This is a genomic window from Rhizobium sp. BT-226, assembly GCF_025847085.2.
Classification (GTDB): domain Bacteria; phylum Pseudomonadota; class Alphaproteobacteria; order Rhizobiales; family Rhizobiaceae; genus Rhizobium; species Rhizobium sophorae.
On record NZ_JAOYTI010000001.1, the window covers coordinates 1,756,622 to 1,779,708 of the forward strand.

Annotated in this window: 21 protein-coding genes and 1 pseudogene; 16 read left to right on the top strand and 6 right to left on the bottom strand. The window is 55.5% G+C overall.

All coding sequences use genetic code 11. The features are described 5' to 3' along the window. Window positions 1–134 precede the first annotated feature (134 nt). Window positions 135–371, bottom strand: a pseudogene (locus OIU37_RS08905) (hypothetical protein); the annotation flags it as partial. A gap of 354 nt (window positions 372–725) precedes the next feature. On the opposite strand from OIU37_RS08905, the gene OIU37_RS08910 reads away from it, so the two are divergent. Then, a complete protein-coding gene (locus tag OIU37_RS08910) occupies window positions 726–1,616 on the top strand; it encodes a DUF6030 family protein (RefSeq protein ID WP_180695420.1) in 891 nt (296 codons plus the stop codon). Window positions 1,617–1,646: 30 nt separating this feature from the next. On the opposite strand, the gene OIU37_RS08915 is transcribed toward OIU37_RS08910, so the two are convergent. Then, on the bottom strand, window positions 1,647–2,087 hold the full coding sequence (locus tag OIU37_RS08915) for a hypothetical protein (protein WP_171604317.1): 441 nt from the start codon (window positions 2,085–2,087) through the stop codon (window positions 1,647–1,649). 141 nt (window positions 2,088–2,228) lie between these two features. Between OIU37_RS08915 and OIU37_RS08920 the strand changes: the two genes are divergently transcribed. The 14 genes from OIU37_RS08920 to OIU37_RS08985 all read left to right on the top strand — a co-directional run bounded on the left by OIU37_RS08920 (window position 2,229) and on the right by OIU37_RS08985 (window position 15,647). Continuing rightward, window positions 2,229–3,302 (top strand): endo-1,4-beta-xylanase, encoded by a 1,074-nt coding sequence (locus tag OIU37_RS08920; protein ID WP_180694397.1) that lies wholly within the window; start codon window positions 2,229–2,231, stop codon window positions 3,300–3,302. Between the two features lie 31 nt (window positions 3,303–3,333). After that, window positions 3,334–4,485, top strand: a complete 1,152-nt coding sequence (locus OIU37_RS08925) for a glycosyltransferase (protein ID WP_168309379.1) — start codon at window positions 3,334–3,336, stop codon at window positions 4,483–4,485. Further along, window positions 4,485–4,991, top strand: a complete 507-nt coding sequence (locus tag OIU37_RS08930) for a DapH/DapD/GlmU-related protein (RefSeq protein WP_168309481.1) — start codon at window positions 4,485–4,487, stop codon at window positions 4,989–4,991. The genes OIU37_RS08925 and OIU37_RS08930 overlap by 1 nt, the downstream gene beginning before the upstream one ends. Further along, the gene (gene pssM / locus OIU37_RS08935) at window positions 4,988–5,890 is read left to right on the top strand and encodes an exopolysaccharide glucosyl ketal-pyruvate-transferase (protein WP_168309378.1); all 903 of its coding nucleotides are present in this window, start codon (window positions 4,988–4,990) and stop codon (window positions 5,888–5,890) included. The genes OIU37_RS08930 and pssM overlap by 4 nt, the downstream gene beginning before the upstream one ends. Before the next feature lie 147 nt (window positions 5,891–6,037). Next, window positions 6,038–7,540 carry a lipopolysaccharide biosynthesis protein gene (locus OIU37_RS08940; protein ID WP_180695419.1) on the top strand — a complete coding sequence of 501 codons (1,503 nt, stop codon included), beginning with the start codon at window positions 6,038–6,040 and terminating at the stop codon, window positions 7,538–7,540. A 30-nt stretch (window positions 7,541–7,570) separates the two neighbouring features. Then, on the top strand, window positions 7,571–8,602 hold the full coding sequence (locus tag OIU37_RS08945) for a polysaccharide pyruvyl transferase family protein (protein ID WP_168309376.1): 1,032 nt from the start codon (window positions 7,571–7,573) through the stop codon (window positions 8,600–8,602). 12 nt (window positions 8,603–8,614) lie between these two features. After that, on the top strand, window positions 8,615–9,436 hold the full coding sequence (locus tag OIU37_RS08950; protein WP_180694396.1) for a galactosyl transferase: 822 nt from the start codon (window positions 8,615–8,617) through the stop codon (window positions 9,434–9,436). 83 nt (window positions 9,437–9,519) lie between these two features. After that, window positions 9,520–10,464 (top strand): glycosyltransferase family 2 protein, encoded by a 945-nt coding sequence (locus OIU37_RS08955; RefSeq protein ID WP_168309374.1) that lies wholly within the window; start codon window positions 9,520–9,522, stop codon window positions 10,462–10,464. A gap of 171 nt (window positions 10,465–10,635) precedes the next feature. Further along, a complete protein-coding gene (locus tag OIU37_RS08960; RefSeq protein ID WP_264257149.1) occupies window positions 10,636–11,604 on the top strand; it encodes a glycosyltransferase in 969 nt (322 codons plus the stop codon). Between the two features lie 91 nt (window positions 11,605–11,695). Then, window positions 11,696–12,670 carry a glycosyltransferase family 2 protein gene (locus tag OIU37_RS08965; RefSeq protein ID WP_168314268.1) on the top strand — a complete coding sequence of 325 codons (975 nt, stop codon included), beginning with the start codon at window positions 11,696–11,698 and terminating at the stop codon, window positions 12,668–12,670. After that, a complete protein-coding gene (locus OIU37_RS08970) occupies window positions 12,667–13,551 on the top strand; it encodes a glycosyltransferase family 2 protein (protein ID WP_168309371.1) in 885 nt (294 codons plus the stop codon). The genes OIU37_RS08965 and OIU37_RS08970 overlap by 4 nt, the downstream gene beginning before the upstream one ends. Next, window positions 13,548–14,531: a glycosyltransferase family 2 protein gene (locus OIU37_RS08975; RefSeq protein WP_180694394.1), complete on the top strand. Its 984-nt coding sequence runs from the start codon at window positions 13,548–13,550 to the stop codon at window positions 14,529–14,531. Before OIU37_RS08970 ends, OIU37_RS08975 begins: the two co-directional genes overlap by 4 nt. Window positions 14,532–14,715: 184 nt before the next feature. Further along, entirely contained in the window at window positions 14,716–15,174 is a 459-nt protein-coding gene (locus OIU37_RS08980; protein ID WP_180694393.1) for a glucuronosyltransferase, read from the top strand. Further along, window positions 15,171–15,647 (top strand): glycosyltransferase, encoded by a 477-nt coding sequence (locus tag OIU37_RS08985; RefSeq protein ID WP_168309368.1) that lies wholly within the window; start codon window positions 15,171–15,173, stop codon window positions 15,645–15,647. Before OIU37_RS08980 ends, OIU37_RS08985 begins: the two co-directional genes overlap by 4 nt. A gap of 42 nt (window positions 15,648–15,689) precedes the next feature. On the opposite strand, the gene OIU37_RS08990 is transcribed toward OIU37_RS08985, so the two are convergent. The 4 genes from OIU37_RS08990 to OIU37_RS09005 all read right to left on the bottom strand — a co-directional run bounded on the left by OIU37_RS08990 (window position 15,690) and on the right by OIU37_RS09005 (window position 21,669). After that, a complete protein-coding gene (locus OIU37_RS08990; protein WP_264257464.1) occupies window positions 15,690–16,385 on the bottom strand; it encodes an SGNH/GDSL hydrolase family protein in 696 nt (231 codons plus the stop codon). Window positions 16,386–16,534: 149 nt separating this feature from the next. After that, window positions 16,535–17,842 (bottom strand): HlyD family type I secretion periplasmic adaptor subunit, encoded by a 1,308-nt coding sequence (locus OIU37_RS08995; RefSeq protein ID WP_168309367.1) that lies wholly within the window; start codon window positions 17,840–17,842, stop codon window positions 16,535–16,537. A 15-nt stretch (window positions 17,843–17,857) separates the two neighbouring features. Then, complete coding sequence (locus OIU37_RS09000) at window positions 17,858–19,624, bottom strand: type I secretion system permease/ATPase (protein ID WP_264257150.1); 1,767 nt, start codon at window positions 19,622–19,624, stop codon at window positions 17,858–17,860. A 431-nt stretch (window positions 19,625–20,055) separates the two neighbouring features. Next, a complete protein-coding gene (locus OIU37_RS09005; protein WP_264257151.1) occupies window positions 20,056–21,669 on the bottom strand; it encodes a right-handed parallel beta-helix repeat-containing protein in 1,614 nt (537 codons plus the stop codon). A gap of 691 nt (window positions 21,670–22,360) precedes the next feature. Here OIU37_RS09005 and OIU37_RS09010 point away from each other — a divergent pair. Beyond that, entirely contained in the window at window positions 22,361–23,056 is a 696-nt protein-coding gene (locus OIU37_RS09010) for an Ig-like domain-containing protein (protein ID WP_025395616.1), read from the top strand. Window positions 23,057–23,087: the final 31 nt, after the last annotated feature.

Sequence of the window (23,087 nt, forward strand, 5' to 3'; positions counted from 1 at the left end):
TGTATAATGGAGAGTTTAAGCAAGAATGCAACTAAAAGTAAATATTTCGTAAGGATTTTTTTCAGCAGCGCACACAGTAAAAAACAACCTGTGGATTATCGCAGCGGCGCCATTTGGCGCGGGTGGAGCCGCGCTCATTGCGCACTTCGCAGCGGACGAATGCTATCCGAAATCGTTACCGCTCCGACATCCTCTCTGGGAGGTTTTTGCGCAACGGCGATCATCGACTTGGCGAAAACAGGAATCCTTCCAACATAGTCAAAACGAACATTGTCGAATCCGGCATCGAGCAGCAGCGTACTCAGCATGTTTTTCGACCAGAACTTGATATGCCCATGCTCCTTCAACGGCATGAAATGGTCGTCCATTTTCCTTTATGTTCAATAATTACTGGAGCCACCCTAGAAAATTGATCGCCCTCCCAGTTGGAACGAAAACAACATTTGGGAATCAGGAGGAAGCGAATGTAAAAATGGTCAATTCATAGGCCAATTAGCGAGTTCATCGCTGTTTGCCACTGCGATTGTCCGTAGTTACATTAGAGATTCCCGATTGAAATAGCGTTACGGCGCCTCCGCCGAAATCTGTAGCGCCGCTTTCCGATGACGAGGCATGAAGATGCCCAATTGCCGACAAGAAGCCAAAGATATTTAGCGGATAAATGTATACTGGTGGATTTAGACAGCCCGATCGAAACCCCTTCTCACGCGCCGGAGAAGACAAGCTTGCCCGATAATTCGTCGTCCGCATATGCGAAACAGCCGGTGGGGAAACCGCGGGTTCCCGTGGTCTTCTGGTTGCTGCTGACGATTTCCCTCTCGCTGATCATGGGAACGGTGCTGCTTTCCAACAACATGAAACACTTAAAGACGGTCAGCCATTATTTTGGCTTCGATCTCTTTCCCCAGGAGGTCAGACCGCCTCCCCCCAAGGCCCTTCCACGCCCGACACCACCGGCCACCTTCACGCTTCCATTCCATATCATCGAACCGCCGCTTGTACAGACCGCGTCGACTTTCCTGCGAACATGGCGGATATCCGGCGCCGCAATGTGTGCGGCGCTGCGCAATGCCGGCATCGAAACCAGCGATTGGGCGGCGGCGAGTTTCAACGCCGATACATTTGAATGCTTTTTCGAGCAGAGCGGCAAGCGGGTGAAGGATCAGCTCCCGAACTCCATCTTCGTCATCGTTCGCGGCGACGCCGCCGGCACGATCAACAATATGCGCGTGAAAATCATCAATCCCGAGACCGATGAAAATGGCCAGCTCGATCCCGGCATTCTGCGAATTTTCGAAATCATGCTGCGGCAACCGCAATGGCTCGATTTTCATGAGACCCTCAACGCGATCAAGAATCTGAAGGACATCAAGGAAGACGGCTTCGGAGCCAGTATCGGCTTCACCCGCGAGGTACTCAATCCCGGGAATTACAACTTCACGCTCTCGCTGGATGCGACTTCAGGACCTCAGAAAAGAACCAGAAGTTATTTTTCCGGCAGAAGATGGCTGCCGTTGCCGGACCCCGCAGTCGAGATCGACAGCGCGCAACCGGAATCAGTCTCCAAGCCGCCCCATACCGAAGCGCCGGCTGAAAGTCAGGAACATCGGCATTAGGTCTTAGGCTTCATGCCACGCACGGACTGATCACGCCATGTGACTTGCATCGTCGTGATGTCTGGCCAGAATCTTGTAGAGCTCTTTCAAACTGTCCGCACTCGGCCGTTCGGTGCTGTCGCCACCCGCCAGACGCCAGACACGTTCGACGTTGAGGTCCTGCGTGACTTGCGCAAGGTCTTCGTTCAGCGAGCGAATGACGATCTCCGATCGGCGCAACCGCCACGACATTCTGACGAGCGCTGCGAACGGGAGGAAAATGATACCGATAATGCCGAGAACAAGGACTGCGAACTGCCAGTCATCGAGAAGAGACAGACCGTTTCGAACGGTCGCCATAAAAAAAACGGCATTTTGAAATGCCATATGAAAATAGCTCATCAGATAGCTGGACCAATCTTCCATCACGAGCGCCCTCCCCGAGCGGTTTATATCTTGGGATATGCTGAAAAGTCTAGCAGGCACTAACAATATCCCCTGCGGGGAAAGTATATTTGAGGTTGCATTACTCTACTGAATTGGACGTGAATCCCGTGATGGATCGGTGCCGACGAGCCCGGCCCTTTCAGATTCCACCCGCGGACATGAAAAAAGCCAACAGTGAGAGATAGAATGAAGAGAAGACGTTTCCTCGCCTCGGTTCCACTCGCTTTGTTGTATGTCCGCACGGGCCAGGCCCTTGCACAGGTGCCTCCGGCCAAAGGGCTGCGCGCCCTTGCCGACAGCAAGGCGTTCCGATTCGGATCGGCAATCGACCTGCAGAACATCAACGATCCAATCGCTTCCGAGATCTACATCGACAACGTCAATTCGATAACGCCGCGAAACGAGCTGAAGTGGAATGCGACGGAAAAGCGACCGGGCGTTTTCAGCTTCGGCAGCGCCGACCGGATGGTTGCATTTGCGCGAAAAAACAACATGAGGGTTTATGGCCATACGCTGATCTGGTATCGCGTCCCGGAGTGGGTGTCAGATATCACCGACGCGAAGGCCATTCAGGCGACGATGAACCGTCATATAAAACAGGTTGTCACTCGCTATAAGAACTCGATCGACGCTTGGGATGTGGTGAACGAGCCGTTGGAATATGATGCGCCGGATCTGCGGGATTGTGTTTTCCGCCGCCTTCTTGGCGACGATTATATCCGTATGAGTTTCGACATGGCACATCAGGCCAATCCCGGTGCGACGCTGGTGCTCAACGAAACGCATCTGGAGAAAAAATCCGACGTGTTCGAACAGAAGCGCGCGCGCATCCTGAAAATCGTCGAGCATCTCGTCGCCAAAAAAACGCCGATCAATGCGGTGGGGCTGCAGGCGCATTTCCGCCCCGGCCTCGACCGGATCGATCCGGAAGGAATGGGGCGCTTCTGCGCGGCGCTGAAGGACATGGGTGTCGGCGTTTTCATTACCGAACTGGATGCGTCCTGCCACTTCCTGAACCGCGACAAAGCCTTCACGCCGGCATCCTACGCCGATATTTTCAGTGACGTGATCACTGTCGCGGCCGAACATGGCGACTTGAAAGGCGTGACAGTATGGGGCATGTCGGAAAAATACGGCGCGCCCGATGAGAAAGCGACCGATCCCGCTGCGGCTTGCACGAAGCGCGTTAATCTCTACGACGACAATAATGCGCCAAGAAGTGCAGTTGATGGGATCCGGCGGGCAATAGAGGCGATGTGATGCACAAGACAACGGAGACGCGAACAGATTCATGAAAAAAGCCGTTATTTATGTGGAAAAATTTTTGCCTGCCAGCCAGGCATTTGTTCTCAACCAGGCGGTAGCGTTTCGTTCTTTCGAAGCTGAAATTCTTGCCGGCTCGCGAATTTCTTCGGCCCATACAAAAAAATCCACTGTTCCGGTTCATGACATCCGTCGGTCGCCTGTTGCACGGGCCGGTGAACTGCTGCTGAAAATCCCGCAGATCGGCCTTCCCTTCCTCTTTCCCGCGATCGGCAAAGCCGATCTCATTCACGCCCATTTTGGCAAGAACGGGTATGTCATCGGCCCCTTGGCACGCGCCGCCGGCAAACCGCTCGTCACGACGTTCCACGGCTTCGACGCCACCTATGGCGGCGATCCCAAAAAGCCGGGCGGCTTCAATCAGGTGCGCTTCTTCGCCAAAGGCCGGAGCGAAATGGCCGGCTGGAACAGCTGGAATATCGCCGTTTCCGATTTCATCCGTGACCGGCTGCTGGCGCTCGGCTTTCGCGCCGACCGGGTCTTTCGCCATCATATCGGCATCGATCTCGATCTCTTCAAAATGGAACCCCGTCCCCGAAAAAAAGGATTGGTGGTTTCAATTGCCCGCTTCGTCGACTACAAGGGCCATCGTTTCATGATCGATGCGCTAGCGCGCGTGGCGGCTGCCGGCACTCCGGTCGAATTCGTCATGGTCGGCCAGGGTCCCTTGAAGGAGGAAATCGAAGCACTGGCACGTCGTTCCTTGCCAAGCGTTACGATCCATGAAAATCTGTCGCAGACGGAGATAAGGGATCTGCTCGCCAGTGCTGAGCTTTATCTCCACGGAAGCGTGACCCTCGATAATGGTCATGCCGAAGCTTTCGGCCTCGCCAATCTCGAGGCGGAAGCCGTCGGAACTCCGGTTGTCGCATTTCGCTCGGGAGGCGTGGGCGAAGCGATCGAAGAGGGGAAAACTGGTTATCTCGTGGAGGAGCGGGATGTCGCGGGAATGGCGGAGGCGGTCGGAAGGCTGCTCAACGACCAGGCCCTGTGGACAGCCTTTAGCGCGCGGGCACCGCTTCTGGTGGCCGAGCGTTTCGACTTACGTCGCCAAACGGGGATGCTCGAGGACTATTACAGTTCCGTGCTAGACGAATTTTCCAGCCGGGGTCGGACTTGATGGTGCAGACAGGAAAAAAGCCGAAGTGGGGACTGAACGTATTTCGGCCGCTTCGGAACGGATTTGTGAGGGCCAAATGGCTCTACTATACGAAGTTCTGGGGAATGGACATCGATCCGACGGCGAGCTTTTCCTTGAGCGTGCGTTTCGACAAGACCAACCCGAAGGGATTGCATATTGGCGCGGAAACTTACGTCGCCTTTGAGGCTGCGATTCTGACCCACGACCTCACACGCGGGCTCTATCTTCACACAAGGATCGGCAAACGCTGTTTCATCGGCGCCCGCAGCATCATTTTGCCCGGCGTCGAAATCGGTGACGAATGCGTCATCGGCTCGGGTTCGGTGGTGACCAAGAGCGTGCCGCCACGCTCGCTCGTGGCGGGCAATCCGGCAAAGATAATCCGCAGCGACATCAAGATCATTTCGCGTTACGGACGCATGGCCCGCGAAGACGAAACGGTCTCGCAGATCGTGACGCACTTGCCGACTGGAGAAGCACGATGAAGATGTTTGCCTACCGGGGGAAACACGAGAATTTTGGCGACGAACTGAATCATTGGCTTTGGGAGCGTCTGCTGCCCGGCTTCTTCGACGACGACGAAAGCCAGCTCTTTCTCGGCATCGGCTCGATTCTCTACGACAATTTCGACCCGAACATGCAGAAGATCGTCTTCGGCTCGGGTTATGGCGGCTACACCAACCCGCCGAAAGTCGACGGCAACTGGACCTTCTATTTCGTGCGCGGAAAGAAGACCGCCGAGGTGCTCGGCATCGATCCGAGCTACGCCATCGGCGATTCGGGCATCCTCACGCGCAGTTGCTGGGATGCAAAAAGCATCGAGAAGCGTTATCCCGTCTCCTTCATGCCGCACTATGAAAGCGCCATGTACGGCAGCTGGGATAAAGTCTGCGATCTCGCCGGCATTCACTATATCGATCCCCGCTGGTCGGTGGAAAAGGTTCTGACCGAAATCAGCGCATCGCATAAGGTCGTCTCCGAGGCGATGCATGGCTGCATTATATCAGATGCGCTGCGCGTTCCCTGGCGGGCGATCCGGCCGATCGCGCCGGGCAATCGGGCTAAGTGGTATGATTGGGCGAGTGCGCTCGATCTGGAGATCGATTTCGATCCGATCGGCCCGTCCAACCTCGTTGAAGCAGGCGCGTCGCTGGTGCGAAAAAACACCTACCTGTTGAAGAACATAACGTTCCGTCACCGCCGCATCCGGCAACTGACCGGCAACTATGTCTTCGGCTCGACCATCAAGACGCTGCAGCGGGTGGCTGAAAAGCCGGGACAGCTCAGCACCGACGAGGCTATCGTAAGAGCGCACGAGAAAATGCTGGTCGAGCTGAGCCGGCTGAAGCAAGATTTTTCCACGAAAACGGCAGGCGCCCTTTAATGTCGCAGACCCCGTGACGAGGCAACAAGGCATGATGCTTTCCAACTCCATCGACACCCTTTGCTCCTGCCAGAGGGAGAAGCATTCGGGATGGGCGCGCAACCCGCTTGGATGGTCGATGTCGTCGACCTCAGGAGCCGTTCGCCCATGAGCAGTGTTACAGATCGACTGATTCAGGGCAGCATATGGCTGAGTCTGTCCCGAGCCATCGTCAACGGGCTTTCAGCACTCAGCACCTTTGTGCTCGCCTGGTATCTCGTGCCGGCTGATTTTGGTCTCGTCGCCATTGCAACGACGATCCAGATCATCTTGAGTTCGGTGACCGAACTCTCGCTCAATCAGGCACTTATTCGCCACGAGTCGCCCAGCGAAACTCACTTCAGCGCGGTCTGGACCTTGAACGTGACGAGAAGCGCGGTATTGGCACTGTTGTTTGCCGCCGCGTCCTATCCGATCGCCGAATTCTATAACGAGCCTCGGCTGACGAGCGTCATGCTTGCCTTGAGTTTCAGCCTGCTCTTGAGCGGTCTGGCCAATCCGCGACGTGTCATGCTCCAGCGCGATCTGATCTTCTGGCAGGAGTTCGTACTCAACGTTTCGCAAAAGCTAGTCGGCTTCGTGGTGACGGTGGCAATTGCCGCGATCTACCAGAGCTATTGGGCTCTCGTTATAGGCACCCTCGCCTATCAAGTGACCAATATCATCGTTTCCTACACCGTTCTGCCGTTCTGGCCGCGAATAACCTTCCGGCATGCACGTGAACTGTTTTCCTTCTCGCTCTGGCTAACGGCAGGGCAGATTGTCAACACGCTGAACTGGCGGATCGAATATCTGCTGATCGGCAAGATGCTGGGCGCCACGCAGCTTGGCCATTATACTGTCGGCAACACGCTTTCGACGCTGCCGACGCGCGAGGCCACAGCGCCGTTGAACCAGACGATTTATCCGGGCTTTTCCAAAGTCCGCAACGACCCGGTCCGGCTGATCGCGGCCTATCAGCGCGCACAGGCGCTCCTGGCGGCGGTGGCGCTTCCGGCGGGAATCGGCATGGCTGTTGTGGCTGATCCGATGATGCGGCTTGCCTTGGGAGAGAAGTGGGTTCCTGCGATCTTCATCGTGCAGGCGCTCGCATCGGTCTTTGCCCTGCAGACGCTGGGTTCGCTTGTCCAGCCGCTGGGTATGGCAAAAGGTCATACCAAGATGCTGTTTATCCGCGACTCGCAGATGCTGGTGGTTCGCGTTCCCATCATCATCGCTGGTCTCATGATGGCCGGGCTTCCGGGCGTCGTTTATGCACGTGTGTTGACGGGCCTGATTTCCACCGTGGTCAACATGCTTCTCGTCAAGCGCTTGATCAACCTGCCATTCTTCCAGCAGCTCGCGGCCAACTTCCGCGCGCTTGCCAGCGTCGCCTTGATGGCCGCCGGCGTCTGGGGATTGTCGAATATTCTCAGCATGCCCACCGACAAGCTGCACTTAGCCCTTCATCTCGCCGTTCTGGTTATCACCGGCGGCATCATCTATGTCGGATCGAGCTTTGTTCTTTGGCTTGCGATGAAGAAGCCGGACGGCCCGGAAACCGAAGTTCACCGCATTATTGTCAAGTTCCTGTCAAAAGCAAAACGTATTGCCGTACCCAAGTCGGCCTGAAGCTAAACGAACATCAACAAGAGAGGCAGAATGACCAGCCAATCCAGATCGGAGCTGATCGCAAAACTTAATGGCATGATCCATGATTGCCTGAAGGACTATGTCTCGCGCGACGAACCGCTTGCGATTCTCGACTTTCCCGACATCCGCAATTGCGGCGACTCGGCAATTTGGTTGGGGGAGATGGCTTATCTCAAGGATCGCTTCGGCAAGCGCCCGGACTATGTTTCCAGGCTGTACGACTTCTCCGCCGACGAACTGAACCGGCGGGTACCGACCGGCCCGATCTTCATTCACGGCGGCGGCAATTTCGGCGATATCTGGGTTGCCCACCAGGATTTCCGTGAAGCCATCATGGAGCGTTTCCCGGATCGGCAGATCATCCAGTTCCCGCAGTCGATCCACTACAGTTCGCCTGAGCGCATCGAGCAATCCAAACGGGCAATCGGGCGCCACAAGAATTTCGTGCTGCTCGTGCGCGATGAAGAATCGAAGGAGTTTTCCGAGAAGCACTTCGACTGCACCGTACGACTATGCCCCGATATGGCTTTTGCCATCGGCCCGCTTCCGGAAAGGGCGACACAGATTCCCGTCCTCGCCATGTTGCGCGAGGACGCGGAACGGGTTGGCGGCACCGATCGCAAGATTCCTTCCGATATTCCTGTGGAAGACTGGATTACCGAGTCGAAACGGAAGGTGGATATCGCCAAGAAGTTGGGGGTAGCTTCGGCTTATCTCGCGTTGAAGCCGAGCGAAGTTGCCTTGCGCAGGCTGGACGCTGCGGCACACAACCGCTTCGAGCGCGGCATCAGCCAGATTTCGCGTGCCCGCGCAATCGTGACCGATCGCCTACACGTCCATATCTGCTCGCTGCTGCTCGGCCGCCCGCATGCCGTACTGGACAACAGCTATGGAAAGATCCGCCGCTTCATGAATGCATTCTCCGGCGGAACCGACCTTTCATATAAAGCAACCTCGCTCGAGGACGGAATCGAGTGGGCGCGTGGTCAGGCGGCCAAGGGGCGTGTCGATCAAAAAGAAGCTGTGAGCTTGCGGGCTTAAGGGGGTCCTTCGATGCCACTTGTCACCTTCATTATCCCGGTCCGACATCAGGACAATGCCCGCGACTGGAACAGGCTGAAGGCAAATCTGACCCAGACCGTGGCCTCTATTTCCAACCAGACCAATGGGGACTGGCGCGGAATCATCGTCGCAAACGAAGGGGCCGACCTGCCCGACTTGCCGGAGAAATTCTCCGCCGTGCGTGTCACCTTTCCGCCCAACGACCTGCATGAGCTCGGGAAGGGCAGCAAGGAAGACTTCCTTGATGCCTTCCGGGCAGACAAAGGCCGTCGCGTTCTGAGTGGCATGCTGAACGCCACCGACAGTCGCTTCTTCATGATTGTCGATGACGACGATTTCGTCAGTTCGCGAATCGTTCAACACGTGTCCGAAAATCCTGACGCCAACGGATGGACGATCGACCATGGTTATATCTGGGACGATGGCGGCAACTTCCTGTTTGGCCACGACGATTTCAGCCATCTCTGCGGCACCTCATTGATCATTCGTGCCGATCTCTACGAACTGCCGCAACGCTTTGAGGATGCTTCGCTCGACTGGATCAAGTCGATGCTGGGCAGCCATGTCCGCATAGCGGATATTCTTGCGCAACGGGGAGCGCCGCTCACGAAGCTTCCCTTTCGCGGGGCGGTCTATCGGGTCGCCCACGGGGGATCGCATAGTCAGGCACCGAGCCTGCTGCGACAGTATTTCCTGAACCGCGGCGTACTCACCAAACCGCGGCGGTGGTTGCGCAATCTTCGTAAGCTGAGGATGGTCGGCGAGGGTCACAGGCGCGAGTTTTTCGGTAAGACGCGGTCGAACTCCGCGTAAGCGCCGATCCCATTCGAACATCGCACAGGCAGTCAAAATATGAAACGTTTCTCTTTCGACTTCACCAAGAGGGTTGATAACTGATGTCGGATCTATTGGTCAGCGTGCTCTTTTCATCCTACAATGGCGCCAGCCGCCGGCTGCGCCATACTTTAGATTCCTTGGTGCGCCAGGAGCTTCCCCATGATCGGTGGGAACTGATAGCCGTCGACAACAATAGCAATGACGGCACGTTTGATCTTTTGGAAACCTATAGCGACAAGCTTCCCATCACCATCCTGCAACAGCGCAAGCCGGGAAAGTCCGGCGCGCTGAATATGGCCTTGGATCGGGTGAAGGGGGATCTCGTCGTCTTTACGGACGACGATGTTCGTGCCGAACCGAACTGGCTGAAAGCGATCGTCGACTGCGCCGGAACCCATCCGAGTTATGGCGTCTTCGGCGGCAGAATCGTCCCTGAATGGGAGAAAGAACCAAAAGACAGGTTTATCGAATGGATTCCGATGGGATCCACCTTTGCGATAGTCGATGACACCCAAAGCGGACCGTGCGACCCGACGAAAGTCTGGGGCCCGAATACGATCGTCCGGCGAGAGCTGCTCGGAACAAGCGTGCGCTACCGCGAAGATATCGGTCCTCTTCCCGGAAAGATTTTTGCCATGGGTGAAGATGCGGAAATCATCATTCGCCTGGCGGCCAATGGCGCCAAGTCCTATCGATGCGCCGAGGCCGTGGTCCATCATTGGATTCCGGCATCGAGCGTGACGGAGGATTGGGTGCAGAAAAGAGGCGAGCGGCTTGGCTACGGCATGCCGGCGCTCTTTCCCGACGAGGTGCCTGGGGGGGTGAGGTTAAGCGGAGTTCCGCTTCCGACCTGGATCGAGAGCGCACAATGGGCCTTCCGGGCAGCAATGCTTTATCTCCTGCCGCGATCGAAGAAACGTTTCTGGGCGATCTGGAAATATTATTACATGCGTGGCTATCGCGCCGGAATTCGCCGATACGTTTCTCAGACGATGACGCAGTAATCGATTGCATAGGAGGCAGTAATTTGAAACTCTCGGTACTCATCAAAAATTTATGGCAGTATTTGCGCCCACGCATCGACAGCGTTCTATCGCAGGTCCAAGACATCGGTAAAGGCGTGACCCGAATCGCACAGGGAAGCGACCCGGCCGAAATGAGGTCCGGAGCATCACATGAGCAAAGTCAAGGTTACAATACTGTTCTCAACTTATAACGGCGAGAAGACTCTGCCAACGATGCTTGACGCACTGTGCGCTTCAACCCTACCGAAGGAAGAATGGAAAATCGTTGCGGTCGACAACAACAGCAGCGACGACACTGCAGCAGTCTTGAATTCTTATAAGGAGCGGCTTCCGCTGGAACTTTATTTTGAGCCAAAACAAGGTAAGCAGTACGCATTGACTTTGGGCTTCCGCCATCTGGAGGGCGAACTCGTCATTTTAACCGATGACGACGTCATTCCCGCTCCGGATTGGATCGAGCAGTTTCTCACCTTGGCAGATGAGCAGCCACAGTTTGCCATATTCGGCGGCTTAATCACGCCCGAATGGGAGGAAAGGCCTGCACCGTGGTTAGTCAAGCATGGGCATCTGGGGATTCTTTATGCGCTAAATGGCGGTCTACCCGAGGGGCCGATTTCAGCGGCATTGATATCGGGGCCGAATTCGGCCTTCCGTCGTTCCATTTTAGGATCCAGCTATATCGTTCACGACGGCCTCGGCCCCGATGCCACTGTCGCTCAGTTCCCCATGGGTGAGGACACTGCTTTCGCTCTCAGGTTGGAGAAGAATGGAGCCAAGGCTTTTCACTCGCGGCATCCCGGGGTTCGGCACATTGTCAGGAAGGGCTATGTGAACGAAGGCTGGGTTTTGCGGCGCGGCGAGCGTTATGGCATGGGCTTGGTTATCGTTCGGCCGGACCTCTTCGACAGAAAAACGAAAATTGGTGGTCTGCCCATCGCTAGCGCCTTGAGATGGCTTCTGATGGTGCCAGCCAGCGTCGTCGTCAAGAGATTTCCGCCAAGCGGCGTTCGCTTCAAATTGCTCTGGGCGCAGTCGGTGAGACAGGGGATCCTGCGCCAATTTCTCAAGCAGCGATCTACCATGAATAAAACGATCTACTCTCAGGTCGGTGCCAAATGACAAAAGTACTAAACCGCGGCATCGACAGGAAGTGCTCCAGCTGCGGAGGCAGCGGGCAGGATTTTCGCACGTCAGGAGGCGAGTGGGTTTGATGACGGATCCGAGAATTAGTGTCATCTTTTCGTCCTTCAACGGCGCCAGCAGACGGCTTCAACAGATGATGGATTCGATGTTGGGGCAAAACCTTCCAGTCGAACAATGGGAACTGATTGCCGTCAACAACAACAGTAAAGACGGAACACAGGAGCTTCTCGATCAATATGCAAAGAAGCTTCCAATTGTTGTTGTTAATCATACCCGCCCAGGCAAATCAGGAGCTATGAACGCAGCTCTTGCGATAGCTCGAGGAGCGCTGATCGTTTTTACGGACGACGACGTCGAGGCAGATGCGCACTGGTTGAGTTCGATCGCTGCATGCGCGGAGGCGAACCCGGATTTCGGCGTTATCGGCGGCCGAATTCTTCCAAATTGGGAGCATTATCCCCATGGGGATCCGCTGTTGGACTGGATTCCCATGGGATCAACCTTCGCCATATCCGACCAGGAATCCAGTGGCCCATGCGACCCGACAAAAATTTGGGGTCCGAACACGACCGTGCGTCGCGAATTGCTTGGCAGCAATGTTCGATTCCGCGAAGATATCGGGCCGCTTCCAGGAGGTCTTTTCGCGATGGGAGAGGATACGGAAATTGTCAGCCGCCTGTCCCGAAGCGGCGTGAAAACCTATCGGTGCGCCGAGGCCATTGTTCATCATTGGATTCCAGCCTCTAGCGTGACAGAGGCTTGGGTACAGAAGCGTGGGGAACGTCTTGGCTATGGAATGCCAGCGCTCTTCGCCGAGGACATTCCAAGAGGTATAAGGATGGGGGGAATCCCCTTAAGAACCTGGATCGAGAGCGCCAACTGGGCGGTTCGGGCAGCCCTCCTTTATCCGTTGCCGCGATCAAAGAAGCGATTCTGGGCTATCTGGAAGTACTATTACATGCGTGGCTACCGCGCCGGACTTCGCCGATACGCACCGGCAGTAAATCATTCTGGTCGACTAGCGCAGGAGGTCGTGCATTGAAATTATCGGTGCTTATCAACAATTTCAATTACGGCCAGTATTTGCGCCCATGCATCGACAGTGTTCTGTCCCAGGTCTATCCCGACTTCGAGGTGATCGTGGTCGACGATGGCTCCACCGATGATTCCCAAGAGATTCTTGCTTCCTATGGCGAGCGGATCCTGACCGTATTGAAGGAAAATGGCGGCCAGGCATCGAGCTTCAATGCCGGTTTTGCGGCCGCAGGCGGCGATATCCTTTTTCTCCTCGATGCCGATGATGCGTTTCTGCCCGGCAAACTCGCGCGCATCGCCGAGATCTACGATCGCAACGAGATCGACTGGTGCTTCGACCGCGTGACGACCAATGAAGACGACCAGCCTCCCGCGGAGCTGCAGGTGACGCTGTTCGACAAGCGGGATACGCTCCGCAAAGGCGGCTTTCCCTCGCTTCCGGTGCCGACCTCCGGCTTGAGCTTCCGCCGCGAGCTGCTGTCCCAGATCCTGCCAATGTCTGTCGCGAAAGACGTCGTCCTCAGCGACAATTACATCAAGTTTGCAGCCGCCTATCTGGGTCGCGGCGCCATCGTCGAAACACCGCTGACCTTTCAACGCATTCATGCCTCGAACCGCTACACGGGCACAAGCAGGGCAAAAACACTGCGCCCGCGGATCATGATCGCGACAGGATTGGAACTGGCACGTCGCTATGATGGGCTGCATGCGCTCGGCAAGAGCCTTGTAGCCGGTGGCATTGCCGAAACGACATCGCTCCTGAAGCTGAGGAGCGAAGCTCGCAATACCGTAGCCGGCGGCCCGTTCGGCGATGCCGCCGCGACCGAAGTCGCCTTGATGGCGGCGCGCAAGCGTTTAGGAAATATGCTGCGGAGAGGACAGTCATGAATCAGCAAGAGACTTTTCCGCATTCATCCGCCGGCGCCGATCAGGCAGCTGCTTCGCCGTTGAACATCGCCGTCGGTGTGCTGACTTATCGGCGTCTGGACGGGATCGCCAAGCTGCTTGACGTCATGACCCGCCAGATCCGGCATCCGGACCGTCCCTATCATCTCACCATGGTGATCGTGGACAATGATGCGGCTGGCAGCGCAAAGGCCACGGTGGAGGGCTTTGGCCAGACAGGCGCCTACGACCTGATCTACGTCATCGAACAAAACCAGGGCATACCCTTTGCACGCAATCGTGCACTGGATTCGGCACCTCCAGGCACTGACCTCTTCTGCTTTCTCGACGATGACGAATGGCCGGTCGACGGCTGGCTGGATGCGATGCTGGAGACCCGGGAGAAAAACCGTGCCGATTGCGTCTACGGTCCCGTCCAACCGGTCTATCCGGAAAACCCACCGGAATATTTCATCAAGGCAAGAGTGTTCGAGCGTAAGAAGAACACCGACGGTCAACGTATTTCCTATGCAGCCTCGAACAATGTCATGTTCGACTATCCCCTGATCCGCTCCTGGAACCTGCGTTTTGAAGAGAAGATGCGATTCACCGGGGGCACGGACTACCTCTTCTTCAACCAGGCCATCCGCCGTGGTATGCAGGTTTTCTGGGCTGACAAGGCACTCGTCTACGATATCGTGCCTGCGAACCGGATGACCTGGAAATGGGTGTTGCAAAGACAATACCGGCTCGGCAATACCTTCGCAGTCAGCGAGGTCCTGCACGGCAACCTGAAGCGCCGGATCTACCGAGCGGCCTATGGCGCCACGAGAATCATGCTTGGGCTAGTCATGCTGCCGGCGATCCTGATTTCACCCTATTGGGGCATGCGTGCCCTCACCCATGTTCTGCGCGGCGCGGGCATGGTTAACGGGATTCTCGGACATGCATACCAGGAATACAAACCCAATGCCGCTCACTGAGATTTGGCCGTTATTCTGTTTCAGACGAAAACATCATGCGTAATTGCCGGTTTATAAACTTCACGGCTTCAACCAACCGGGCCAAAAATGCTACACTTCCGCTGAACTATCGTGACACCACCGCTGTTCGAACAAAACGGTTTTTCGCCCTTATCCATCGGTCAAATATAGGAGATGCCTGTCTATGGCTGAGAAAAAATTGAAGGTTCTCGCTGCCTCGTCAGGAGGCGGCCACTGGGAACAGCTGATGGCCATGCGCGGCGCATTCGAGGGCTGCGATATCGTCTTTGCAACGACCATCCCTGGACTGCTTGCAAAATACGACATTCGGGGCGGACTAGTCCTACCCGATTGCAGTCGCGACTCGATTACCATGTCGATCCGGTGCTTTTTCACCGCCTTCGCCATCGTCATCAAGCACAGGCCCGACGTCATCATCTCGACCGGTGCCGCACCCGGGCTTTTTTGCCTGCTGGCCGGCAAATTGACGGGCAAGCGGACGATCTGGATCGATAGCGTCGCCAATGTCGAGAAGCTGTCTCTATCGGGTAAACTGGCCGGCCATATTGCGACACTCTGGCTGACGCAATGGCAACATCTGTCGAGGCCGGATGGCCCCCATTACGCAGGAGCTGTCCTTTGATCCTTGTCACCGTCGGAACGCAGCTGCCATTCGATCGCCTCGTCAAGGCTGTCGACACCTTCGCAAACGAACTGTCGAAACCTGTTCTGGCGCAGATCGGCAAGGGCACCTACACGCCACAGAATATGAAATGGATCAAGAATATCGAGCCCAAAGACTTTGATAACGTCTTTCGCGATGCAAGTGTCATCGTCTCTCATGCGGGAATTGGCACTGTGCTTACGGCCAAGCGTTTTGGGAAGCCGATCATTCTCGTTCCCCGGCAGGCGGCTCTCGGCGAGCACCGAAACGATCATCAGCTCGCCACGGTGAGCCAGCTCGTGGGCCGGCCAGGCATCTATGTCGCGCACACCGATGACGATCTCCGGAACTATCTGCTCGAAGAGCTGGATAGCCCATCTCACGAAGATTCGTCGGAAGCCGGTCGGGCTTCACTGGTCACCTACCTGAAAAACTATATTGCGACAGTCTGACCCTGAGAGCCATCATAGACTCTGACGCTTACGAGCGAATTTTCATTCTCCGCAATTGTTGCCGGCGATACGTTTAACGAGCTCAGGCGCGATGATTTTGGAGGCTATGTCGGGCAGAGGATGCACGCCATCAGGAATTGCCGTGGCCAGATCATCCGGCGTCAGACGCTCCCAGTTGGGCCGGTGGTCGACAAACTCCAGACCACGTTTTTGCGCCTCCGCCTGATGTGCCGAGATGTAGCTGTCGACAAAGGGGCGGATCAGCCCACGTAGTCCCGAAAACGGATTCATGCCCATGACGATGATCCGCGCTTGCGGCAGGCGCTGCCGGAGCTGGTCGAGGATGTCGCCGATATTCTTTCGGCTTTGCGCAAGCGAAACGAACCGATGCAATGTCGCATCATTGGCGTAGAGCTCAATCAGGATGATATCCGGCTGCTCGGCAACGACGCGATCAATCTGGGTCAGAGCCCATCGTGACGTTTCGCCGCTTTTTGCCACGCTCTCGACCTTCACTGGCTTCTGCAGGCAGGCTGCAAGCTCTGTCTCGAGAGCGGGCTGCCATCCTCCGCGGGCCGTCAAGGATGTTCCGAAGGCCACTATTTTCAGCGGCTGAGGACTATCGGCATAGCCGTTTTTGACCGCTGAAAGCATCACCAGACACGCCAAAAACAGAACCAGTCCATAAGCCGGTCGCCTCTCAGTCGGCAACGCTTGCCAAAGCTGCAAACATATCATGAGAAGACCTTGCAGCAGACTTGAGACAATTTCGTGAAATGGACGCTCATGCCTGTTCGAGCAAGCCGAGGTCATCCAATCTCATCCTGGCGGGTGACAACGGCTGCTTCGAAACGTCGGTGCTCCTAATGACGCGAAACAGCCGCCAATCACTCCTGGCGAAATACGTGCTGCATCTGATCGGTCAGCGGCTTCGTCAGATAGGATATCACGGTCCGATCGCCGATCTTGATGAAGACCTCCGCCGGCATGCCGGGATAGAGTTTTATTGTCTTCAATTTGGCGATGCTCTCAGCTTTCGGCTTGACGCGCAATGGATAGTAGCTGATGCCCGTGCGCTCGTCCTTGACGATATCGGGCGCGATCGAGGTAATCTCCCCGCTCACATCAGGCGTCGTGCGTTGATCGAAAGCGCTGAAACGCACGTCGACGGACTGGCCAACGTGAACCTGGTCAATATCGCGGGTGGCGACTTTCGCCTCGACCGTAAGCTCGTTATTTTCGGGAACGACGAGCATCAACGTCTGACCAGGATCAATGACACCGTTGACGGTGTGAACCGAAAGTTCGTGAACTCGCCCAGTCAACGGTGCGGTAATGTCAAGACGGTGCAGCTGATCGAGTGCGGTTCCGCGGCGCTCTTCATATTCGGCGATCTGCGCCTCGACGTCGGTGAGGTCCTTTGCAATCTCCGAACGACGATCCTCATCCAGCTGGATCGACTGGCGATCGATCTCGATTGCCTTGCCCTCGGCTTCTGCCTTAGCTGCGATCTCCTGGCCGCTGTTGCCCTGGAGATCGGCGCGGGCGCGCTTGAGCGTGTTCAAACGCTGAAGCGTGACGAGCCCCTTCTTGTAGAGCGTATCAATGCCCTCAAGCTCCTGTTCGATCAAGGCCAAGGCATCGTTGGTGGCATTGATCTGAACGACCAATCCCTTTACCTGCTCGCCCAGTTGATCCTTGCGCGATGCCAACTGGCTCTTCATTCCGATAAGTGCCGTCCTGCGGCTGTCGAACAATTTTTGCTCGCCATCAAGAAGCTTCTCGGCGGAGGTGCTGGATGTCAGATCCCTGATGTTTTCCTCGACCTCGAACGAATCGGCCCCGATTCGTTCCGCCTTCAGACGGGCGCGGCGCGCATAAAGCTGAGCTAGGGTGCTTTCGACAATCGAGAGATTCGCTCTCGTCGTTGTCCCATCGAGCCGTATCAGCACCTGCCCTGCCGTCACATGGTCGTTTTCGGAAACCAGCAATTCCGACACGATACCACCTGTCAGGTGCTGGACCTTCTTGACATCGCCGTCGACGACGATCACGCCCTCACCGATGACAGCGCTCGAAAGCTCTGTCGTCGCCGCCCAACCGCCAATGCCGCAAACGAGGGCTATCGACAACACACCGACAACGGCAACATGCCGATTAAGGGAGCGCTTGGATTCACTGATAACTTTGCTCACAATCTTCCCTCTGGCCTATTCGGCCGCATTCATGCCGTCGACCACGACTTTAAGCTGAGCCACGCGCTCGGCAATCGGCGTGCGCGCCGCTTCCGGCCGGCTGACTCTCGCCAGAACTTCTTCTTTGGGACCGAACGCGATCATGCGGCCGTCCTGCATCATCAGCACGAAGTCGCAGACGGCCAGAACGCCGGATCGATGTGCGATGACGACCACAATGCCGCCCCGCGCCCGCACGCTCATGATCGCGGCACTCAGCGCCCGCTCGCCTTCTTCATCGAGATTGGAGTTTGGCTCGTCGAGCACGACGAGGAATGGCTCGCCGTAAAGCGCTCTTGCCAGCGCGATACGCTGTCTCTGGCCAGCCGAAAGCGCAGCACCGCCTTCGCCGATTTCGGTTTCGTAACCATTCGGCAGACGCAGGATGAGATCGTGAACACGCGCCGCTCTCGCCGCGGCAACCACCTTCTCAGGCGACATTTCCTTCGCAAAACGGCAGATATTCTGCGCAACGGTTCCCGAGAAAAGCTCTACATCCTGCGGGAGATAACCGATATGCCGGCCGAGTGCGTCGCCGTCCCACTGGTCGAGTGCTGCGCCATCCAGACGAATAGATCCTCTGACGGTCGGCCAGATACCCATCATCGCCCGTGCCAACGACGACTTACCCGAGGCACTGTAACCAATGACCCCAAGCGCGCTCCCTGCCCGTAAGCCGAAGCTGACATCGGAAATGACCAGGCGCTGACCTGCCGGCGGCCCGCTCGCCAGTCCTTCGACAGTGACTTGCTTGGTAGGAGCCGCGAGCGCAAGAGGGGCCGGAATCTCAGGAATGGTTTTCAGCAGGCTCGAAAGCCGCGCCCAACTCTGCTGAGCAGAAACGAAACCACGCCAATTCCCGATCGCCGCTTCGACAGGCGCCAGGGCGCGCGAGGTTAATATCGAGCCGGCGATGATAATGCCCGAAGAGGCCTGCCCCTGAATGACCAGGATCGCGCCGGTCGCGAGCGTTCCCGATTGCAAAGCAATACGGAAAATCTTCGACAAGGTCGCATATCCATTGCCGATATCCGATGCCTGCCGGGTGATCGTCCGGTATTCACTGTTCTTGCGATCCCAGATTTCGGCCATCGTGCCTGCCATGCCCATGGCGTGGATGACCTCGGAGTTGCGGATCGAGGTCTGCGCGAAGGCATTTCTCATATTGGCGGAGTCAGATTGCTTTTTTGAGAGCGTACGCGTTCCCTGATTGGTCATGAACGTCAGGATGGCGAGAACCAGCGCTCCACCAATCGCGATATATCCGATCGCCGGATGAAAGAGGAAGCAGATCACGATATAGAACGGCAACCATGGCAGATCGAACATCGCTGTCGGACCCTGGCCGGACAGGAAGGTTCTGATCTGGTCGAAGTCGCGCAACGGCTGAAGCCCGTCGCCGCCGATTTTGACCTTCAACGGAGCCTTGATCAGCGCGCGGAACACGCGCCCGTTCACCATCTCGTCAAGCGCTCCGGCAACACGCACCAGCATCCTGCTTCGCAGAACCTCGAACGCTCCTTGAAACGTGTAAAGCATCAACGCAAGTATTGCCAGGACAGCCAGAGAAGGTATGCTTTTGCTGGGAATGACCCGATCATACACCTCAAGCATAAAAAATGAACTTGTAAGGTATAGGATGTTGATAAGCGCGCTTGCTATTCCAATGAAAACAACCCCCCCCTTGCATTTCTTTAATGCTTTGGATGGCTCGCTGACATCAGCTGCTGAACTCTGAAACACGAAGTAATCCCTCTCTTACCGCATCGCACGAAAGCAAATATGCCGGCGCACACTCCAGCTCCGGGTCCATCACGCCCGATCAATGACACGACTGCCTTGGACCCCCGACACCGCCGGACCCGCTTGCAAGCCCACGACCTATTACATGAATCCAACCAAAAAGTGACCAAAAATTCCAATTTATAACGAGCGGCTTCAGGGATTCTGACTTGACGCTACGCTAAATATACAAACCTAAGCAAGTGAAAATCGCAAATTTCCCAACAACGGCGCAGAGGGATGAACGTATCGCGCGCATATTAGCGACGTTTACTGGGGCGTTAACTACAAATTCAATCTATAGTTCATTTTTCCTATGAACGGCGACACCCCTTCATCATCAAGCTTTCAAGTGTTGAACAGCGGGCCGTCGCTCTCTAGTTTGGCGTGATTCAAACCAGCAGGTGCGACGCTTGGCTGCTATGGAACGCGTCCACATTGATATACACGCCGAGCGAGTCGGTATCGATGTGAGAAGCGCCGTCAGAAATTTTATATTGGAAGGATTCGCTGACCTTCCCGCTGAGACCGGCGATTTTCACCGCATCGACCGTATAGGTGTAATCACCATCGCTCTCCACATGGATGACGCCGTATTTCCCGGTCAGCGTCAGGCCATGCTTATCCACGGCACTGTCACCGAAGCGACGAAGCAGCACGGTTCCATTGATTGCGCTATCGTTTTCAAGGAGATTGCCATGATAGGCGCTGCCCGTATCCGTGGAGATTTTCAGGCTGTCATGGGCTGCAACAATCCTGGGAACGGCGACGGTGGGTACGGTCGGAACCTGCACTTCGTCCGCGGGCGCCGGAGTGCTTGTCTGCGTCGGTGTTGACGGTTCGACAGGCGGCTCCACAACCGGCGTGGTAGGCGTCTCACTGTTGGACGGGGTGTCGTCGCCACTCGTGGCGTCGAGTTCGGCCTGCGCTTGCTCCAGGGTCTTATTGTCGTTGATCAAGAAGGTGCTCTGGAGGGCAATTGCGACGGGCATCGTCAACGTCGACACCGCGCTGTCGATGATATTTTCATGGAAAGATCCCGATGCAGGCCTGTCGACCTTCAGCGCCGAGGACGACAGGTCGTCAAAAACATTACCATAAATATCGATATCGGTGCGTGCATAACTGGGGTAACCTGCAGCGCTGATCGACACGCCCCAGACGCCGTCATGAATATAGTTTCCACTGATATCGTAATTTGTCGCATTGCCTTGATCGCCAAGGCCGATACCGTAGGACCAACTATAGCCACCGTATCCCGAGATGTCGTTGTCGTGAATGGCGATATTCGTGCCCGCATTGGCACCTATCCCGAAACCGCCGCCGATCACGGTGTTGTCCTCGACTGCTGCATTTACAGCCCGAACAAGCACCAGGACGCCTTTTGCGCTGTTGGTCTCCGTCTGCTCTAGGTGGTTACCCTTGATAAGGATATTGCTGCTGTCGTTCAACTGAACGGCGTCTGCCGCAGCGCCCTGGCTGTTGATGACCAGATTATTAACGATGGTAACGCCAACCACTTTATCCATCCAGATGCCGTCTCCATTTACCCCGGAAATCTTGCTGTTCTCGATGGTAATGTTCTGGCTGCTCTGGAAATTGACGGAACCGGGCTTGCCGGCAAGTCCGGTATTTTCGACCTCGACGTTGCGGACGGTCCAGTTGGAGACATTTCCCGCATATATCGCCGCACCGCCGGTATCAGCAATCTTGATGTTCTCCACGATGATGTTTGAAGCCTTCGACCCGTGGATGCCGTCATTGCTGCTGTGAATAACCGGCGCATCGCCAACGCCGTAACTGCCAATTGTAATCGGAGAGCTGACAGTGCCGGAGTATTTCAGGTCGAATTGCTCGTTAAACACGCTTCCGGCGGCAAGCAGCACGCTGTCTCCCGGCTTTAGCCTCAAGGATTCGACAGCGGAAAGTGTCGCGAAAGCCGACTGCTCGCTCACTCCACTGTTCTGATTGGATCCTGTTGCGGAATTTACATAATAGACGGTCACGCCTGTGATCTCCCAAAGATACTGGAAAATCTTTTACCCGCGGACCTCTCTCTGCCTGCTAAAATGGAACACTAAAATGCGTTCTATCTCACGATAATTCTTACGTTTCCCACAAAACATCTTCGTTTATCAAATATTTTGCACTGCAACAAAAATTTTGTCGCACAGTTACGACGATGTTACCCAATATCACTAGTGCAAATAAGATTATTCTCCACGCATCGCATATTATTTTACGCCAATTGCGCTTCGAGAGAAACATTACTTGATAAACAAATGTTACAAAATCATGACATCAGTTACTTCGTCGAAAAGCAGGCGCCGGTGCGGGAACCGAAGCAAGACTGAGATTTCAAGCTGTAGCCCGTAGTGATTATATCAACATCTCATCTGAGGATAAGCACCTCCGCGTATTCTTATAAATTGCTCCTGAATAAACATTTCTTCTCCTCCGAACAAACATAAGTCCGAATCTACCATTTGGTATTTTCACTTATTATTAACGCAATAATTACCATGCGTTTCATCGCCTTATGTGTGTCACAGGTGTGTCATTATTGTACAATACACCCGAAAATGTGCACTTGCTGTTAATTGCACCCTTGACTCTCTGTATTAAGATATCCTTAATCGACCAGCTCGCTATAGGTCAGAATTGACCTAGCAAAGAACAATTCGAGGAGAGACAGTAATGGCTATTCATGCAACAGATGATAGTGCAACATTCCTGGAAACCGACGCTATTTCCGGAAATCTGCTGGCGAACGATACATCCGATGGGAACTTGTTCCTTCGTTTCTTCGATCAGCAGGGCGTTGGCTCCAAGCAAGGCAACAGCCAGGTCACCGAAATCCAGGGCGATTACGGCACCTTCTTCGTTAAGCCGGACGGCAGCTATACCTACGTTCTGAGCGACGCTGCCAAAGTCGGCTTCACCAACGGTGAATTGCTCCAGGAGAAGGTCTCGTACAAGATCTCTGATGGTGCCGGTCACACCGATGTCGGCCTATTCACCCTGAATATTCAGGGCGTAAGCCAGGTAAAGCCGATCGCTGTCGACGACAACTACAGCTTCACCGAAGGCGACGCCATCAGCGGCAACGCCCTGGACAACGACATTGCCGGCGACAATGGCCACCTCTTCCTCCGCCTATTCGGCACCACGACCGTAAACGGCGACCCGAGCGCAACAACCGACGTCGCCGGTACGTATGGTACGTTCCATGTAAAAGCGGATGGATCATTCACCTATGATCTGACAGCAGATATCGCTCCGGGGGACCAGGTCACAGAGACCATCCAGTTCTACAAGATCTCCGACGGAGAAGGCCACACCGACGCCGGCGTTCTGACACTCAACATCACTGGCGCGGACGCAGAAGTCTGATCATCAATAGCCAATCAAAATGCAACGCCCG

Excerpts from the sequence above, each read along its gene's own strand:
- OIU37_RS08920 (WP_180694397.1), top strand. The coding sequence starts at position 2,229 with ATGAAGAGAAGACGTTTCCTCGCCTCGGTTCCACTCGCTTTGTTGTAT.
- OIU37_RS08940 (WP_180695419.1), top strand. The coding sequence starts at position 6,038 with ATGAGCAGTGTTACAGATCGACTGATTCAGGGCAGCATATGGCTGAGT.
- OIU37_RS08945 (WP_168309376.1), top strand. The coding sequence starts at position 7,571 with ATGACCAGCCAATCCAGATCGGAGCTGATCGCAAAACTTAATGGCATG.
- OIU37_RS09010 (WP_025395616.1), top strand. The coding sequence starts at position 22,361 with ATGGCTATTCATGCAACAGATGATAGTGCAACATTCCTGGAAACCGAC.
- OIU37_RS08975 (WP_180694394.1), top strand. The coding sequence starts at position 13,548 with ATGAATCAGCAAGAGACTTTTCCGCATTCATCCGCCGGCGCCGATCAG.
- OIU37_RS08925 (WP_168309379.1), top strand. The coding sequence starts at position 3,334 with ATGAAAAAAGCCGTTATTTATGTGGAAAAATTTTTGCCTGCCAGCCAG.
- OIU37_RS08980 (WP_180694393.1), top strand. The coding sequence starts at position 14,716 with ATGGCTGAGAAAAAATTGAAGGTTCTCGCTGCCTCGTCAGGAGGCGGC.
- OIU37_RS08990 (WP_264257464.1), bottom strand. The coding sequence starts at position 16,385 with ATGATATGTTTGCAGCTTTGGCAAGCGTTGCCGACTGAGAGGCGACCG.
- OIU37_RS08955 (WP_168309374.1), top strand. The coding sequence starts at position 9,520 with ATGTCGGATCTATTGGTCAGCGTGCTCTTTTCATCCTACAATGGCGCC.
- pssM (WP_168309378.1), top strand. The coding sequence starts at position 4,988 with ATGAAGATGTTTGCCTACCGGGGGAAACACGAGAATTTTGGCGACGAA.
- OIU37_RS08930 (WP_168309481.1), top strand. The coding sequence starts at position 4,485 with ATGGTGCAGACAGGAAAAAAGCCGAAGTGGGGACTGAACGTATTTCGG.
- OIU37_RS08960 (WP_264257149.1), top strand. The coding sequence starts at position 10,636 with ATGAGCAAAGTCAAGGTTACAATACTGTTCTCAACTTATAACGGCGAG.
- OIU37_RS08965 (WP_168314268.1), top strand. The coding sequence starts at position 11,696 with ATGACGGATCCGAGAATTAGTGTCATCTTTTCGTCCTTCAACGGCGCC.
- OIU37_RS08950 (WP_180694396.1), top strand. The coding sequence starts at position 8,615 with ATGCCACTTGTCACCTTCATTATCCCGGTCCGACATCAGGACAATGCC.